Annotated in this window: 15 protein-coding genes and 1 other annotated feature; of the genes, 14 read left to right on the top strand and 1 reads right to left on the bottom strand. The window is 42.5% G+C overall.

The window, feature by feature from the left end; all coding sequences use genetic code 11:
* The first annotated feature begins 78 nt into the window (after positions 1–78).
* Both glmS and Q0R37_RS07010 read left to right on the top strand, forming a co-directional pair.
* Positions 79–1,917: a glutamine--fructose-6-phosphate transaminase (isomerizing) gene (gene glmS, locus Q0R37_RS07015; protein ID WP_294752798.1), complete on the top strand. Its 1,839-nt coding sequence runs from the start codon at positions 79–81 to the stop codon at positions 1,915–1,917.
* Positions 1,918–1,977: 60 nt separating this feature from the next.
* Positions 1,978–2,610 carry a methyltransferase domain-containing protein gene (locus tag Q0R37_RS07010; RefSeq protein ID WP_294752796.1) on the top strand — a complete coding sequence of 211 codons (633 nt, stop codon included), beginning with the start codon at positions 1,978–1,980 and terminating at the stop codon, positions 2,608–2,610.
* A 4-nt stretch (positions 2,611–2,614) separates the two neighbouring features.
* Here the strand turns inward: Q0R37_RS07010 and yunB are convergent, their stop codons facing one another.
* Entirely contained in the window at positions 2,615–3,262 is a 648-nt protein-coding gene (gene yunB / locus Q0R37_RS07005) for a sporulation protein YunB (protein ID WP_294752794.1), read from the bottom strand.
* Between the two features lie 135 nt (positions 3,263–3,397).
* Positions 3,398–3,594 (top strand) — a binding site (T-box leader).
* 59 nt (positions 3,595–3,653) lie between these two features.
* On the opposite strand from yunB, the gene alaS reads away from it, so the two are divergent.
* The 12 genes from alaS (at position 3,654) to Q0R37_RS06945 (ending at position 16,546) form a co-directional block, all read left to right on the top strand.
* Complete coding sequence (gene alaS, locus Q0R37_RS07000) at positions 3,654–6,284, top strand: alanine--tRNA ligase (protein ID WP_294752792.1); 2,631 nt, start codon at positions 3,654–3,656, stop codon at positions 6,282–6,284.
* Positions 6,285–6,335: 51 nt separating this feature from the next.
* Positions 6,336–6,689, top strand: a complete 354-nt coding sequence (locus Q0R37_RS06995; protein WP_294752790.1) for a histidine triad nucleotide-binding protein — start codon at positions 6,336–6,338, stop codon at positions 6,687–6,689.
* Positions 6,690–6,704: 15 nt separating this feature from the next.
* Positions 6,705–7,244 (top strand): phosphoribosyltransferase family protein, encoded by a 540-nt coding sequence (locus Q0R37_RS06990; RefSeq protein WP_294752789.1) that lies wholly within the window; start codon positions 6,705–6,707, stop codon positions 7,242–7,244.
* Positions 7,245–7,255: 11 nt separating this feature from the next.
* Positions 7,256–9,301 carry a ComEC/Rec2 family competence protein gene (locus tag Q0R37_RS06985; RefSeq protein ID WP_294752788.1) on the top strand — a complete coding sequence of 682 codons (2,046 nt, stop codon included), beginning with the start codon at positions 7,256–7,258 and terminating at the stop codon, positions 9,299–9,301.
* Positions 9,301–10,383 carry a DNA polymerase III subunit delta gene (holA, locus tag Q0R37_RS06980; protein WP_294752786.1) on the top strand — a complete coding sequence of 361 codons (1,083 nt, stop codon included), beginning with the start codon at positions 9,301–9,303 and terminating at the stop codon, positions 10,381–10,383. Before Q0R37_RS06985 ends, holA begins: the two co-directional genes overlap by 1 nt.
* 11 nt (positions 10,384–10,394) lie before the next feature.
* Positions 10,395–10,994: a DUF4093 domain-containing protein gene (locus tag Q0R37_RS06975; RefSeq protein WP_294752784.1), complete on the top strand. Its 600-nt coding sequence runs from the start codon at positions 10,395–10,397 to the stop codon at positions 10,992–10,994.
* Positions 10,984–12,363 (top strand): MBOAT family O-acyltransferase, encoded by a 1,380-nt coding sequence (locus Q0R37_RS06970; protein WP_294752783.1) that lies wholly within the window; start codon positions 10,984–10,986, stop codon positions 12,361–12,363. The genes Q0R37_RS06975 and Q0R37_RS06970 overlap by 11 nt, the downstream gene beginning before the upstream one ends.
* A 15-nt stretch (positions 12,364–12,378) precedes the next feature.
* Positions 12,379–13,524 carry a DHHW family protein gene (locus Q0R37_RS06965; RefSeq protein WP_294752781.1) on the top strand — a complete coding sequence of 382 codons (1,146 nt, stop codon included), beginning with the start codon at positions 12,379–12,381 and terminating at the stop codon, positions 13,522–13,524.
* 4 nt (positions 13,525–13,528) lie between these two features.
* Entirely contained in the window at positions 13,529–14,308 is a 780-nt protein-coding gene (locus tag Q0R37_RS06960; protein ID WP_294752779.1) for an SDR family oxidoreductase, read from the top strand.
* Positions 14,308–14,847, top strand: coding sequence for a hypothetical protein (locus Q0R37_RS06955; protein ID WP_294752777.1), 540 nt, complete (start codon positions 14,308–14,310; stop codon positions 14,845–14,847). Before Q0R37_RS06960 ends, Q0R37_RS06955 begins: the two co-directional genes overlap by 1 nt.
* Positions 14,848–14,953: 106 nt before the next feature.
* A complete protein-coding gene (locus Q0R37_RS06950) occupies positions 14,954–15,631 on the top strand; it encodes a 5'-methylthioadenosine/adenosylhomocysteine nucleosidase (protein ID WP_294752775.1) in 678 nt (225 codons plus the stop codon).
* Positions 15,632–15,649: 18 nt separating this feature from the next.
* Positions 15,650–16,546, top strand: a complete 897-nt coding sequence (locus Q0R37_RS06945; RefSeq protein ID WP_294752773.1) for a dockerin type I domain-containing protein — start codon at positions 15,650–15,652, stop codon at positions 16,544–16,546.
* Positions 16,547–16,762 lie beyond the last annotated feature (216 nt).

Below are 16,762 nucleotides of genomic sequence, written 5' to 3'. Positions count from 1 at the left end.
ATTCTGATATGGCAAAATACAAATTGCCTTATAACTTTTCAGTGAGAATGATAAAAGTTCTATGGAGGGAACAGATCTATGTGCGGAATTGTTGGATTTACAGGAAGTTCTCAGGCTGCTGCAATACTGCTTGACGGACTTTCAAAACTCGAATACAGAGGCTATGACTCAGCAGGTATTGCTGTAAGAGACGGAGAAAATAAAACAAAGATAGTTAAGGCTGTCGGAAAGCTTGAAGAGCTGAAAAAGAAAACAAATAACGGCGAAGCTGTCAAGGGCGAATGTGGCATCGGTCACACTCGCTGGGCAACACACGGTGAGCCGTCTGCTCTGAATGCACATCCACACTGCAGCGACGACGAAAATGTTATCGCAGTTCATAATGGTATAATCGAAAATTATCAGGAGCTTAAGGAAAAGCTTTTAAAGAGCGGATATTCCTTCAACTCTCAGACAGATACAGAGGTTGCTGTCAAGCTTATTGACTACTACTTCAAGAAGTACGGCCTGGGTCCTGTTGATTCTATCGCACGTGCCATGATAAGAATAAGAGGTTCATATGCTTTATGCGTAATGTTCAAGGATTTCCCCGGTGAGATCTATACAGCACGTAAGGAAAGCCCTATGATAATCGGTATTGCCAACGGTGAGACATACGTTGCATCAGATGTTCCCGCTATCCTCAAATATACAAGAAACGTTTACTATATCGGCAATATGGAGATCGCTAAGCTCGAGAAAGGTGCCGTTACATTCTATAATATCGACCGTGAGGAGATCGAAAAGCCTCTCACAGAGATCAAGTGGGATGCCGAAGCAGCTGAAAAGGGCGGCTACGAGCACTTTATGCTCAAGGAGATCCATGAGCAGCCAAAGGTAGTTCGTGATACTATCAATTCGGTTATCAAGGACGGCAGGATCGACTTCTCCGATATCGGCCTTACCGATGAAGAGATGCAGAAGATCAGTCAGATCTATATAGTTGCCTGCGGAAGTGCTTATCATGTAGGTATGGCTGTACAGTACGTTATCGAGGACTTTACATCTATTCCTGTAAGAGTAGAGCTTGCATCTGAGTTCAGATACAGAAAAATGACTCTTGTCAAGGACAGTCTTGTTATAATCATCAGTCAGTCAGGTGAAACAGCCGACAGCCTTGCTGCTCTCAGAGAAGCTAAGGAAAAAGGCATAAAGACACTCGGTATCGTAAATGTTGTAGGTTCGTCAATAGCTCGTGAAGCCGATAACGTATTCTACACACTTGCAGGTCCCGAGATATCAGTTGCAACAACAAAGGCATACAGCACACAGCTTATAGCAGGATACCTCCTTGCTCTTCAGTTTGCTGTTTCAAGAGGAGAAATGACTGAAGAAAAGTGTGATGAGCTTCTTAAGGAACTGTTTACTATACCCGACAAGATTGAGAAGATACTTGAGGACAAGGAAAGAATACAGTGGTATGCGACCAAGCTTGCAGGTGCAAAGGATGCGTTCTTTATCGGACGCGGCATTGACTATGCTATCGGTCTCGAGGGAAGCCTCAAGATGAAGGAAATAAGCTATATCCACTCCGAGGCATACGCTGCAGGTGAATTAAAGCACGGTCCTATCAGTCTTATCGAAAGCGGTATCCCGGTTATCGGTGTTCTTACCCAGCAGGATCTTTTTGAAAAGACAGTAAGCAACATGGTAGAAGTAAAGAGCCGCGGCGCTTCCCTTATGGGACTTACAACATATGGCAACTACAGCGTTGAAGATCTTGCAGACTTCACGGTATATATCCCGCAGACTGACCCTCATTTTGCAGGAAGTCTCTCTGTAATACCTCTTCAGCTGCTTGGATATTATGTTTCTGTCGCAAAGGGATTCGACGTTGATAAGCCGAGAAACCTTGCTAAGAGCGTTACAGTTGAATAATTGATGAAAAAAGGCTGCCGATGTTCGTCAGCCTTTTTAATATACGGAAAGGTGATAATTATGGAGAAAAGATCGGTAACTGAGCTTGGAAATCCCGCAAAGCCACATGGAGAGGCAGGTATAGAAATGCTTAAGGGCATGAACGAACGTCATACGCCTGTAACCGAGTGGGCATTGGGATTTTTAGAAGTTGCCCCGAATGATATTGTCCTTGATATTGGCTGCGGCGGTGGAGCAACTATAAAAAGAATTGACGAGACCACTGATGTGGGAAAGATTTACGGCATAGATCATTCCGAGATCTCTGTTGAACTTTCCACATTCAACAATGAGCGTTCCGTCGGATGTGGAAAAGTAAAGATATCGCAAGCCTCCGTAGAAGCTTTGCCATTCGATAATGGCAGCTTTGACAGGATAATTACTGTGGAAAGCTTCTATTTCTGGCCTGATCCCCCAAAAAGTCTTAAAGAAGTATACAGGGTCCTGAAAAAAGGCGGCAGGTTCCTTATAGCAGCAGATATTCACGGAGATGCCGAGCTTGACGAAAAAGACATTGAGGGTATCAAAAAGTTCAGCCTTTATAATCCTACTCTTGCCGAATTCAAAGCTTTACTTGAAAATGCAGGATTTATAAATGTTGTCATTCATACAAAAAGCGGCGAAAAATGGGTGTGCGCCGAGGGAAACAAGTGATCTTTTACTTCTGTAATGTTCCGCTGTAGGGGACAAGATCGGGAACTTCTCCTATTATCACGCTTTCTGCGATCAAAAACTCAAATTCCGACGTTGTGCCAAAGCTTATCAGCGGAGTGGAGGAAGAAATTTTAATTTTTATTACTGCGGTTATCCTGTGCTTTGTCTGATTTATCCCCGCTGACAATAGTTCACTTTTCAGTTTTACGTCAGCACAGCCTACAGGAGCGATCTTTATATGTATTTTCGGACCTTTTCCGTTTAAAAGAAATGTTTTTGTAAGCGAGCCCAGAGGTATCTCTGCATTTTTGCCGCTTATCTTCTTTAATTTTTGATTTATTGCAAGCGTAAGCTCTGATTGGGTTTTGTTTACGGCATATGAAATAGTCTCTATTGAAGTTATCTGTTTTTTGTCATTGTACAGAACAGCTGCATAATCACTGTAACAGTACTTATTCCTGTCAAGGTATTCTGATACACAGCTGTCAATAAGCTCCGAAGCTTCCTTTTCGGCAAAGTGCTCCGCCTGAACCTTAATTACCGGCTTTAATGAAGCGTTGAGCTTTACGGACAATACAATCACCGTAATTATTGAGGCTATAAGATATATCACAGACTTTTTTATCCTGTTTTTCCTTCGTTTTGCTTTCATATCTTCACCTTCCTTTTACGTATTGGTCTATTATATTCCTTAACAAAGCACAAGGTGACAGCTTATACTATAAATATTTTGAAAAAATCAGCTCAAAGCATTGACTTTTTTATAAAACAGCGTTATAATATTAAATGTATAGCGTTGACGGGAATGACTGTATAATTTGCGATACAGAGAAAAAGCGTTTGGTGCGAGCTTTTACGCAATGAACAGGTGCTACCCCTGAGCTCCCTTGGGAAACCGAGGCGTATTTCCGCGTTAAGGATTTATGAGGAGAAAGTATATCTTTCTCAAATTTGGGTGGTACCACGAGAGCCTTCGTCCCATTTGGCGGCGGGGCTTTTTTTGTATTGCTAAGTTTTATATTTTTATTAAAGGAGATATATTTATGCTGTGGACAGGTCTTAATGATCTACGTGAAAAGTATTTATCTTTTTTTGAAAGCAAGAACCATACAAGAATGGCAAGTGCTTCCCTCGTTCCTCAGGGGGACAAGAGCCTTCTGCTTATCAATTCTGGTATGGCTCCGCTTAAAAAATTCTTTCTCGGACAGGCTACACCTCCGAACAAGCGGGTTACTACCTGTCAGAAGTGTATAAGAACTCCCGATATCGAAAGTGTTGGAAAAACAGCACGTCACGGTACTTATTTTGAAATGCTGGGCAATTTCTCATTCGGCGATTACTTCAAGACAGAGGCTATCGAATGGGCATGGGAATTCCTTACAAAAACTCTTGCTATCCCTGCCGAAAAGCTCTGGATAACTATATTTGAAAGCGACGACGAAGCTGAACAGATATGGGAAAATCATATCGGCATACCTCATGAAAGGATAATCCGTCTCGGCAAAAAGGACAATTTCTGGGAGCATGGCTCAGGTCCCTGCGGTCCTTGCTCGGAGATACATTTTGACCGCGGTGAGGCTTACGGTCCTTTTGAGAGCTTTGAACAGGCAAGTGACTGTGACAGAGTGATTGAGATATGGAACCTCGTTTTCAGCCAGTTTGACAGCGACGGCGAGGGTCATTATGCCGAAATGAAGAACAAGAACATAGATACAGGTATGGGCCTTGAGAGACTTGCCTGCGTAATGCAGGGCGTTGACAATATCTTTGAAGTAGATACTGTTCAGAATATAATGAAGCATATCTCATCTATCGCAGGTATCGAATATAAGAAGGATGCAAAGAAGGACGTTTCGCTCCGTGTTATCACCGACCATATCAGAAGTACTACCTTCATGGTAGGTGACGGTATCCTCCCCTCAAACGAGGGACGCGGATATGTGCTTCGCCGTCTGCTCAGACGAGCAGCCCGTCACGGCAGACTGCTCGGTATCACCAAGCCCTTCCTCTGCGATGTATGCGATACAGTTATCAACGAGAACGCCAATGCTTACCCCGAGCTTGCTGAAAAGCGTGACTACATCAAGAAGATAATCGGTGTCGAGGAAGAAGCATTTGCCAAAACTATCGACAAGGGAACTGAACTCCTCAATCAGTTCACTGATAAGCTTACTACCGAGGGCGGAAAGGTACTCTCAGGAGACGACGCATTCAAGCTCTCCGATACATACGGCTTCCCCATAGACCTTACAGAAGAGATATGTGAGGAAAAAGGCTTTACCGTTGACCGTGACCGTTTCACAGAGCTTGCAAAAGAGCAGAGAGCAAGAGCTAAGGCAGACCACGCTGCAAAGGCAGGTTCTTCGTGGGCTGACAACAGCATAAAGGTCGACGCTCCCGCAACAATATTCACGGGATATACTGATTTTGAAGCAAAGGATGCCGAAATACTTGCAATATACAAGAACGGTACGGAAGTAGAGACAGCTATTGAAGGCGATGATGTTGTTATAGTTCTCGACGTTACTCCTTTCTATGCTGAGAGCGGCGGACAGGTCGGAGACACGGGTATGCTCATCAACGGAGCAAATATCGCTTCTGTTGATGATACGATTAAATCCGAGGGACATTTCCTGCATATTGCAACAGTAGAGCAGGGAAGTATCTCAAAGGGAGACAAAGTCCTCGCTCAGATTGAAAAAGACCGCAGAATGGCTATAATGCGTAACCATACGACTGCACATCTTCTTCAGCATGCCCTTCGTCAGGTACTTGGCGATCACGTTCATCAGGCAGGACAGCTTGTTAACGAAAAAGCCTGTCGTTTTGACTTCAATCATTTCAGTGCAATGACAGATGAAGAGATTGAAAGAGTTGAAAAGATAGTAAACTCAGAAATAATGGAAGCCTTCCCCGTAACTATGCAGGAAATGCCTATAGACGAAGCAAGAAAGCTTGGCGCTATGGCACTTTTCGGCGAAAAATACGGTGATACCGTACGTGTCGTTACTGCTAACAAGTCCGTAGAATTCTGCGGCGGTACACACATATCAAATTCCGCACAGATAGGACTCTTTAAGATAGTTTCCGAAAGCTCTGTAGCAGCAGGCGTAAGACGAATCGAAGCAGTTACAGGTACAGGCGCACTTGAGCTCATGAACAGCTTCAAGGATACAATCCTCCGTTCCGCAAAAGCGCTCAAGCTTGCAAACGTAAGCGAACTTCCCGAAAAGTGTGCAGCCCTTGCAGCTGAGGCAAAGGAAAAGGACAAGAAGATAGAGAGTCTCACCCAGCAGATAGCCAATTCAAAAACTGCTGCTCTCTTTGACAACGCAGGTGAAGTCAATGGTATCAAGACGGTATCCGCAAGAATGGATGGCTCTGCTCCCGATGCTCTGAGAAAGCTCGGAGACAGCGTCAAGGATAAAAACGAAGCTATCATTGCTCTATTTGCAGGTACTATGGGTGAAAAGGGAACATTCTACTGTGTATGTACAAAGGAAGCTGTTGCAAAGGGTGCTAACGCAGGCAAGATAGTACGTGAGATAGCTGCCGTTACAGGCGGTAAGGGCGGCGGAAAGCCCGACGGAGCTATGGCAGGCGCAGGCGATATCGCAAAGATCGACGAGGCAATGGCTAAGTTTGCCGATGTAGTTGCGGAAACCATGCAATAATCAACAGGCGGTTCCACACCGACCTTCACTATAATAAAAAGGAGAAATAATATGGACTGTTTATTCTGTAAAATAATCGACGGTGAAATTCCAAGCACTAAGGTCTACGAAGATGAATTCGTATATGCATTCAAGGATATAGCTCCTATCGCACCTGTTCATTACCTTATCATCCCAAAGGTTCATATAGCCTCTGCAAACGAGATCACTGAAGCAAATTCTTCCGCAGCCGCTAAGGTTTTTGAAGCTGCTGCCAAGATAGCAAAGGCTGAGGGTATCGAAAGCTATCGTATAATCAACAATTGCGGCGACGACGCAGGACAGACTGTAAAGCATCTCCATTTCCATATGCTGGCAGGCGTTAAAATGGGCTGGGGACCCGAGTCCCTCGGCAAGACAGAATAAAGGAGGGGAAATATAGTGGCTGAAACATATAAAATGACTATCGCAGGACTTGAAAGGGAACTTCCTATATGTCCTCTCAATGACAAAATCGATATTGCAGCATTTGTTATGTTTTCCGATGTAGAGCTTACTGTAGCTGTTGCGGGAAAGCTTCTGAGCAAGTCTCCATATTTTGATATAATAATCACGGCTGAATCAAAGGGTATACCTCTGGCATACGAAATGGCAAGAGAAAGCGGAAAGCCTTATGTCGTTGCAAGAAAATCGGTAAAGCTCTATATGACCGATCCTATATCCGTAAGCGTTAAGTCTATAACAACAGCCGCCGAGCAGACACTTTATCTCTCAAAGGAGAAAGCAGAGCTCCTTAAAGGCAAAAAAGTGCTTATCGTAGATGATGTTATAAGCACAGGAGAGTCGCTCCTTGCACTTGAAAAGCTCGTTACAGAGGCAGGCGGAATCATATCGGGTCGATCTGCCGTTCTCGCAGAGGGCGATGCAGGTGAAAGAAAAGATATATGTTTTCTTGAGAAGCTACCGCTTTTCTTTAAATAAGGAATAGAATTATGAAGCGAAAAATGATTGGAGCTGCGGCAGCGTATATGGCGGGATTGTTTTTCGCTTCATTTTTTACAGATCCCGCTTTTATGATTATAACTGCTGCGGTAATAGCTGCTGCGCTTTTTGCAGGTAAAAAGTATAACTTCACTATAGCAGATCACTGCATAATGGCAGCGTTTTTCGGAGCAGCTGTACTTGTATTCAGTATTTACACTGACCTTGTATATGCTCCTGCAGTTGAATTTGACGGACAAAACGGAAGCTTCCGCGGAAAAGTTATCAGTTTGCAGCATTACAGCGGTGACAATTCGTCGTATGTACTTAATGGTAATATAAACGGAAAAACGAAAGCCAAACTCAGCTTCTATGTCAACTCACTGGATGCCGAAATAGGAGATACCATTGAATTAGGAAACTGCAAATTTGAAAAGCCGTCTAAGGATTATCTTTTCGACAGTGAGAGCTACTTCAAGTCTGACGGTATTTTCCTTGAAATAAGCAACGCAAAGGATATAAACAGGATAAGTTCATCCAAAAGAAGCCTTAAAGTAATTATAAACGATCACAGAGAGAATATGATCTCTGATTTTCATATCGCACTCGGCAAAGACAGCGGCGATCTTCTTGCAGGAATGGTATTCGGTGAGAAACGCGGAATGGAGTGGAATATAAAAACTGCCGTCTATCGCTGCGGAATAGGACATATTCTTGCCGTTTCGGGACTTCACGTATCTGCTGCGATATTTATTCTCATGAGCATATTAAGGCTTCTGCGTATCAACAAATTCATATCATTTGCTCTTATGGAATGTATGATAGCTTTCCTTATCACGCTGGCAAATTGTCCTATTTCAGCTATAAGAGCAGCGATCATGATGAATTTTATGTATGCAGCAGGACTGTTCAGACGACAGAACGACACTTTTAATTCTCTTGCGGGTGCAGTACTGCTGATATGTATTTTACAGCCCTATGTTATTTATGATCAGGGCTTTATACTCTCCGTGGTGGGAACATTCGGAATAGGCGTATTTGCGCCGTATATGACCAAAAATATCCCTTCCGAAACAACATTAGGCAGCCTTATGAAGAAATCGGCTGTAATGCTCTGCACAATGATATGTGTATTTCCGTTTTCACTGCTGTATTTCGATGAAACGTCGCTTATTTCACCGATAACGAATGTGATTTTGGTCCCGCTTTGCTCCGTATCCATGATGATAGGACTGCTTTATGCAATCAGCGGCGGGATTATAGACCTTCTGTTCATTCCGAAGATCATAAACGAATTTGTCCTGCGTTTTTCCGACATTGTATCACGTATCCGCTTCACATATTTCTCAGGCGGGAGCAAAACTGTTGTCGGCGGACTTATGATATGTATGATAATTACTTTCCTTACTGCCGCAATCTTCAGGAACAGGAAATATATATGCGGAGCTGCCGCATTTTCTGCAGCATTTCTGTTTATTGCATCGTCTGCGGCAAGAATAGAGCGTAACAGTCATACGACTATTGCTGTTCTCGGAAAAGGAAACAACGCAGTTGCAGTTGTGAGCCGTGATAATTCCGCCGATATTATTGATATAAGCGGACATTACCGTTCAGCAGTCTATGTCAGAAAATATCTCGCTGCAAACGGGATAAACTGCATTGATTCTGTGATCCTGACCCGGAAAGTCCAGTCGGGATACTCAAATTACATAAACGAGCTTGAATTCACCGATGTTAATAACTGGATAATCGCAGGAGACACGGAAATACCTTTAAAAAGCAGCAATGTCACATATTTCACTAATGATATAACCGTTCACGAAAACAGGTATTCAATAAAGATCACAGATAATAATATCACTGTCATCTCCGATAACAAGGAGATCTGCTTCATTTCCGATGCAAACGCATACAAGCCGTCTTCCGGACTTACGGTCCTCTGCGGAAAGGCCGCAAAAGGAGATGAAATGGCAGTAAATATACTTGACCTGAGTAAAAACAATAATTTCGAGATAGTGCTGTCAGGCTCTGACAGCTTTACGATAAGGAGATTATAATGCCGATAACCGACGCTAAAACACTTAAAGCTCAACTAAATAAAGGCGAGATAAGTAATCTTTACTATATATTTGGCCAGAACATCCCCGATGTCGAAAAGCTTACCAAATATATAATCAGAGCTGCCGTGGGAGACAATGAAGAATTTGCGCTCAATAAGCTTGAGGGCAGATATCTTGATTTTTCGGAATTATATGATATGATACAGATGATGCCCATGATGTCGGACTATAACTGTATACTTATCAACGACTATAACTGCGAGAAACCACGTGAAAATATGGCAGGACTTAAAGCGGAGGATATAAATAAAAAGCTTATCGACGCAATAAAAGACATACCGCCACATACAGTCGTTATTTTCAATGTTACGGGCTTTGAGATAGCCGTAAAGACTGACTATAAGGCGAAACGGACTTTCATAAAGGACAAAAACAAAAAGTTAGCGGACTTTGCGGAGAAAAACGGTATCCTTGTCGAGTGTCCCGTTAAGACAGAAGGGGAGTTTGCAAAGGATATCGCTGCAAGTGTTTCCGCAAGAGGTTCTCTTATTTCTCTTGAAAATGCCCGTGAACTGGCTGAAATGTGTCAGTATGACACTCTTACCGTAAGAAACGAGATAGATAAGCTCTGCTCATATGCAGGCAAAAACGAAATAACACGGGAAATTCTTCATAATCTCGTACACAAACAGAGTGACGCAACAATATTCAAACTCGCAGATGCTGTTGCTGCAATGAATAAGCGTCTTGCATATGAAGCTCTTGACGAACTGATGCAGGACAAGAACAACAGAAGCGCTGTTCTTGCATCAATATCGGCTTCATTTATAGATATGTACCGTTCAGCCTGTGCAAGAAAAAAAGGAAAACAGATAAATGACGTAAAAGAGGACTTTTCGTACTTATTTGACTTCAAGGTAAAGAACGCTTTCCGTGACAGCTCAAGAATGAGCATAAAACGTCTGAGAAAATGTATATCCATATTGCGTGATACGAATATACTCCTGAATTCAAGCAGAAGTGACGAAAAAACAATCCTTGAACAGTGCATTACAAAGATGCTTCTGACGAAGAATTAGTGGTGAGGCAAATGATCAAGATAAGTGAAGCTATAATCGTTGAGGGAAAGTATGATAAAATAAAGCTTTCTTCCATAGTTGACGCAGTTATAATAATCACAAACGGTTTCGGTATATTCAAGGATACGGAAAAGCTCGAACTTATACGGTATTACGCCCGGAAAACCGGAATTATCATACTTACCGATTCCGATGCGGCAGGTAGAAAGATACGCGGTTATATAAAAGGCGCAGTCGGGAACGGAAAAGTCACGAATGTATATATACCCGATATTTTCGGCAAGGAAAAACGCAAAACCAAGCCTTCATCCGAGGGGAAGCTCGGAGTTGAAGGCGTTGATACACAGATCCTGCTTGAAGCTTTTCGTAAGTCAGGCATAACAGCGTCAGATAACTGTCAAAAATCAGACATAACAAAACTCACTCTATATGAACTCGGACTGAGCGGCGGCGAGAACAGCATGGAACTTAGGCTGAAGCTCCAAAAAAAACTCGGACTTCCCCAGCAGCTTTCGGCAGGTGCACTTATTGAAGTACTCTGTACAATGACGGACAGTTCAGGGCTTTCCGACATCGTAGAGAAAATAAAGGAGGAAAACAATGGTATATAGCAGTTTATTGTATATATACGGCTTCCTTCCAATTTCACTGCTGCTGTATTATCTAACTCCGAGAAAATGCCGCGAGGCTATGATCTTATTGCTTAGTATGCTTTTCTGCGGCATGATAAGTCTCTATTTTCTCATTTTTATCTCAGCTTATACCCTTATAAATTATTTATGCATAAAGCTCATCCTTAGATTCAGGGAAAGTGATAAGCTCTCAGCAATTCCTCTTGTATTCGGTACAGTTTTTGATCTTCTTGCACTTTTTGCCTTTCGGACTGAGTACTTCACATGGCTGCACAGACTTATAAAAGCTCCCGAAGGCTTTTATCCGGTCGGTATTTCTTTCTTTGTACTGTCCGCTATAGGCACTCTCGTCGATGCATATAAGAAAAGACTTAGCTGTGAGTGCAGTATCATGAGATTTTCGCTGTATATAATGTTTTTTCCGAAGCTTATTATGGGGCCGCTTCTCAGATACGGTTCTTTTTCAAAGCTTTTCGACAGCCGAAAGTCAAGCTTATCGGGCATAGGTATAGGAATGACGGTTTTCGTTAAGGGACTCGCCAAGAAGGTTATTATCGCAGATAATCTCTATATGCTGTACAGATCGGTACAAAGCAGCAATTTTGATGAGATCTCGGCGGTAACAGCATGGCTCGGCGTAACGTCATATATTTTCTGCCTCTATTTTACTCTTTCCGGAGTTGCTGACATGGGTACAGGAATAGCTTATTGCTTCGGGATTCGTTTGCCTCAGAGCTTTAATTATCCGCTGCTCAGCTCAAGAATAAAGTATTTTGCAGCTCGATGGCAGTCACAGGTAGTACAGTGGCTAAGACGCTATATAACCAAACCGTTGTATAATTCATGTGAAAAAAAGTGGCTCAGGGAAACTATTTTTATATTCGGCTGGTCGCTTTTCGGCTTTTGGTACACCTTCAATCTTAACGGCATAGCTTTCGGAGCTCTTATGGGATCATTCATCGTTATAGAAGCACGGCTGAGAGAGAAGAAGATAATGGAACTTACAGGCGTGTTCTATACGTTCCTCGTAGTAATACTATGCTCTGTGTTCCTTTCGGGAAGCAGCCTTTCATATTCGGTAAAGTATTTTCTCATAATGATAGGCGGCAACGGAAGTATCGCAGATACACAGGCTTTTTACCTTATGAAGTCATATATAGTACTTATTCTGCTTGCAATGTATGCCTCCACCGACCTGTTCAGAAATATGATGATAAGATCGGGAAAGAAAAAGCTCAAAATTGCCGTAAACATAGCTTCCCCCATAACGACGGCATTACTGCTTGTGGTATGTACCGCATTAATATCCTACAGCGGCAGCTCGGAAATGCTGCTACTCAGATTGTAAAAGGAGGAAAGGGAAATGTCAAAGCTGACAAAGATCACCGGCAGGATAACAGCGATCATAACTCTTTCGATAATCGCTTTCTTCTTCTTTATGACAATCCTCGGCAAAAACGAATCCTTCTCCTATGCTGAAAACCGCAGGCTTGCTGATGTCCCCGAATTATCGGTAAGCGGACTGTATGACGGCTCGGATGTTGAAAAAGTCGGGAACTACATCACAGATCATTTTGCGGGCAGAAAAACTCTGTTATCTGCCCAGACTCGATTGCAGGCAGAGCTTTCGGAGCAGATAGTAAACGGCATTTATATCGGCAAGGACAGACTTCTTGACGCAGAGGTATCTCTGAGAACACCTGCAACGGTCAGCTCTGACATTTTCAACCGATTTGCCGAAAAATACGACGGAACAGTCTATTTTGCAGCAATCCCCAGTTCATCGGGAGTATACGGTGATCTTTTGCAGGCCCGCGGTATATCAAGGTCGGACGGTCAGCAGATATCGGCATTTTACGACTTTTTAAGCAGCAAGATCAGAAAGATAGACGCTTATAATATATTAAAAATGCTTAATGAGAACTATATTTATTACAGGACTGATACTAAATGGACCACATACGGCGCATACTGTGTATACAAGACTGTTATTCAAAAGCTTGGATTTCTTCCTGCATTATATGACAAGTACAGCATAAGTCATATAACCGATAATTTCAGAGGAAATCTCTATAGGAAGGTCCTTTCGGCACAAATAACCCCCGATATAATCGACATTTACAATTATACCGACGGAGCAGCAGTCATTTCGTGCGAAAAGACAACAAAAAGCGGAAATACCATCGAGACCGAGCTTTACGACTTCGATAAGCTCGATTCAAGCGATATGTATTCTGTTTTCCTTGGGGATCCCGCACCTCTTATAAAGATAAAGACATCGGTAAAAAACGACAAAAAGCTCCTTGTTATCAAAGACAGCTATGCAAACTGTTTTGTACCTTTCCTTATACAGCATTACAGCGAGATAGCTGTCGTATCACCTGAAGATATGCAGAAAGAGCTTTCCGAGTATGTCAATGTCAACGATTACGGTCAGACGCTGTTTTTGTTTGGGATTGAAAATCTTGGAAACAGAGCAAACCTCGAAAATATAATTGAAAGGAATTGATATTATGAAAGCATTGGTCACAGGCGCAACATCAGGCATCGGACAAAGCTTTGCAGCGAAGCTGTCAAGAAAAGGCTGGTCACTTATACTAACAGGAAGAAACGAAACGAAGCTTAAGGAAATGCAGAAGAGCCTCGGCGGGAATGTTGAAATAATCGCTGCCGATCTTTCAAAGCGTGAAGAAGTCTTCAGGGTATATGAATTCTGTAAGGACAAAAATGTTGATATGCTTATAAATAACGCAGGATATGGCCTTTTCGGAAAATTCGACGATACCGACCTTGATGACGAGGTAAACATGATAAATGTCAATATCACAGCGCTTCACATCCTGACAAAGCTTTTTCTCCGTGATTTCAAGAAAAAAGATCACGGTACCATACTGAATGTGGCATCAGCCGCAGGATTTATGTCAGGTCCTCTCATGGCAGCATATTACGCTTCAAAGAACTATGTTCTGAAGCTTTCTGTCGCCATATACGAAGAACTCCGAAGAGACCGCTCAAATGTAAAAATAACAGTTCTTTGTCCCGGCCCTGTTGATACGAACTTCAATAACAGGGCAGGAGTAAGCTTCTCTGTAAAGCCTATAACTGCAGATGAAGCTGCGGAATACGCCCTGAGAAAAGCATTCAGCGGCAAGCTTTTCGCCGTTCCCGGTTTATTTGTAAAGTTTGGTACTCTTTCGCCAAGAGTCTTGCCTCAGAAGCTGCTTGCAGCGATCGTATACAATATCCAGAAAGCAAAAAAGACCTCTGACGGAAAGGAAAAGGCTCTGAAATAATGAGAGATATAAGCTATAGAGTTGCTCTTGGCGGCATAATCTCCGCACTATGTCTCGTTACAATGTTCCTTGCGGGAGTTTTCCCTGCACTTTACCTGCTTTTGCCGGGTATTGCAGGGATACTCCTGATGATAATAGCAGTTGAAGTCAACACAGGCTGGGCATTCCTGACATATCTTGCCGTCGGACTTCTTGCTATGTTCATTACCTTTGATAAGGAAGCAGCTCTGATATTCATAATGTTCTTCGGCCATTATCCTGTCGTCAGGTTCTACATTCAGAAAATAACGCCTAAAATACTCAGACTTGCTGTCAAGCTGCTTCTGTTTAATGTATGTATAATCTCTTTTTTCTACGTTACGGTATATATTTTCGGACTTAGGGAAATGCTTGATGAGTTTGATGATCTCGGCAGATACGGCGCATATATAATGCTGGGGATATCTAATCTCGTATTCCTTTTCTATGACTATGACCTCGACTTCACGTATATGCTTTACAGAAAAAAGCTAATGCCAAAATTCCGCAAAAAAAGATAGATCATACCATTTATTGACGTAAATAGTATGATCTTTCTTTTTTACTTGATTTGTTAACCAAAGTATGATATAATAAGAACACAATCAAAAAACGGGAGTGATAACAATGAACACTGTTGGAATAATAGGAGCTATGCCTTCCGAGCTGACAGATATACGTGAAATGCTCGGTATCGGTGAAATACAGCATATTTCAGGCTTTGATTTTTATATTAATGAAAAAAACGGAAAAACTCTGATAAACGCCTGCTGTGGCATCGCTAAAGTTAACGCAGCGCTTTGCACACAGGTAATGATAGATAATTTTCATCCCGACTGCATTATAAATACTGGAATAGCAGGAGGCATGAACAGTGCTGTAAAGGTATGTGATATCGTAATATCCACTGAGGTGCTCCCTCACGACCTTGATCTGCATTTCCTCAAGGACTATCCCCCGTACTGCGGTATATTCAGAGCGGATGACAAACTCATTGAAACAGCTGAAAAGGTTTGCGGTGAATTCTCTGTAAAATCATTCAGAGGCAGGATAGTTTCTGGTGAAGTATTTATTTCAAGCAATGAAGCTAAAAATGCTATACTTGAAAAATTCGACCCATATGCAGTCGATATGGAAAGTGCGGCAGTAGGGCACTGCTGCTACCTGAACAAGCTTCCTTACGTCAGCGTCAGATGTATTTCTGACAACGCCGACGATGATGGAGCAATGTCATTCGATGAATTTGAAAAAATTGCAGCCAAGCGTGTTGCAGAAATAGTTCTGCGTATGTCTGAGCTGCTTTGAAAGGAGAAAAAATACAATATGAAAAAGACATTATCACTGATCTCAGCTGCTGTTATGACAGCAGGCATGGCATTTTCGGCTGCTGCAAACGCATCTGAGCTCCCGAAGGACTACAATCCGAGCTACTATTTCAAAGCAGATGAGGGAACAGGTATCGAAGTTCTGAAGTACGGCAATGTTTATGTTAATACAAAGAAGGCTTCAGCTGACGGTGCTGTTGTTCCTTGTGCTATTTATATCAAGGACGACCAGAAGCTTGCAGGATTTGTCGGTGCAAAATGGCAGTGCGACAACAAGTCGCTTGTACTCAAAAACCTCGATTCCCCTGTAAAGAAATACGAAAAAACACCTTATGCTGATTTTAATGAAAGCGAAGATGATATTTTACGCAAGGAATTTGATAAATTAAATATGCTGTCTATAGTTTATTCGACCACAACCTCTGCAGATCCTATGAAGCTGTCGGGCGAAACTTCGGATGCATATCCTCTTGCCTGCTTCAATGCTGCATTAACTTCGGATGCAGCTCTGGGAAGCTATGATATAAATATCATCAATGAAGGCGAATATACATCAACAGTAACCCCGAGATATGAAGATCCTTCAATAATCGGAAGCGTAGATATGTCCAAGACCAGCAAGAACCTGAGAGTAAATGTTTCGGATCGTCTGCTCGGCGATATCAATAACAATGGATTTATTGACGCTGTAGATGCATCCGCTATCCTCAAGGAATACGCTATGATCTCAGCTAAGAAGGAGCCATCTATGACTCCCGAGCAGTCAGCAGCGGCAGATATCAACGGTGACAAGATAATCGATGCAGTTGACGCCAGCGGAGTTCTTGCATATTATGCTTCTGTTTCCAGCGGAGCTAAGGACATAACACTTAACCAGTTTATCAACAAGCACTGATCCAACTAAAAGCACTATAGCCGTTCAACAATTGTTGAACGGCTATTTCAGCATTTCACGCAAACTCATTATTCAAAACTGTTATATGAGACGAAAAATGCCGATATTCAAAGATTCCCTTGAAATACCGGCATAAATAAATGTGGTGAGACATGAGGGATTTGAACCCTCGACCCTACGCTTAAAAGGCGTATGCTCTACCGACTGAGCTAATGT

The sequence above is a fragment of the uncultured Ruminococcus sp. genome (assembly GCF_946415235.1).
GTDB lineage: Bacteria > Bacillota > Clostridia > Oscillospirales > Ruminococcaceae > Ruminococcus.
Note: the sequence above shows the minus strand (reverse complement) of the source record. Positions and strands in the feature narration are given on the sequence as shown.

Excerpts from the sequence above, each read along its gene's own strand:
- glmS (WP_294752798.1), top strand. The coding sequence starts at position 79 with ATGTGCGGAATTGTTGGATTTACAGGAAGTTCTCAGGCTGCTGCAATA.
- Q0R37_RS07010 (WP_294752796.1), top strand. The coding sequence starts at position 1,978 with ATGGAGAAAAGATCGGTAACTGAGCTTGGAAATCCCGCAAAGCCACAT.
- yunB (WP_294752794.1), bottom strand. The coding sequence starts at position 3,262 with ATGAAAGCAAAACGAAGGAAAAACAGGATAAAAAAGTCTGTGATATAT.
- alaS (WP_294752792.1), top strand. The coding sequence starts at position 3,654 with ATGCTGTGGACAGGTCTTAATGATCTACGTGAAAAGTATTTATCTTTT.
- Q0R37_RS06995 (WP_294752790.1), top strand. The coding sequence starts at position 6,336 with ATGGACTGTTTATTCTGTAAAATAATCGACGGTGAAATTCCAAGCACT.
- Q0R37_RS06985 (WP_294752788.1), top strand. The coding sequence starts at position 7,256 with ATGAAGCGAAAAATGATTGGAGCTGCGGCAGCGTATATGGCGGGATTG.
- holA (WP_294752786.1), top strand. The coding sequence starts at position 9,301 with ATGCCGATAACCGACGCTAAAACACTTAAAGCTCAACTAAATAAAGGC.
- Q0R37_RS06975 (WP_294752784.1), top strand. The coding sequence starts at position 10,395 with ATGATCAAGATAAGTGAAGCTATAATCGTTGAGGGAAAGTATGATAAA.
- Q0R37_RS06970 (WP_294752783.1), top strand. The coding sequence starts at position 10,984 with ATGGTATATAGCAGTTTATTGTATATATACGGCTTCCTTCCAATTTCA.
- Q0R37_RS06965 (WP_294752781.1), top strand. The coding sequence starts at position 12,379 with ATGTCAAAGCTGACAAAGATCACCGGCAGGATAACAGCGATCATAACT.
- Q0R37_RS06960 (WP_294752779.1), top strand. The coding sequence starts at position 13,529 with ATGAAAGCATTGGTCACAGGCGCAACATCAGGCATCGGACAAAGCTTT.
- Q0R37_RS06955 (WP_294752777.1), top strand. The coding sequence starts at position 14,308 with ATGAGAGATATAAGCTATAGAGTTGCTCTTGGCGGCATAATCTCCGCA.
- Q0R37_RS06950 (WP_294752775.1), top strand. The coding sequence starts at position 14,954 with ATGAACACTGTTGGAATAATAGGAGCTATGCCTTCCGAGCTGACAGAT.
- Q0R37_RS06945 (WP_294752773.1), top strand. The coding sequence starts at position 15,650 with ATGAAAAAGACATTATCACTGATCTCAGCTGCTGTTATGACAGCAGGC.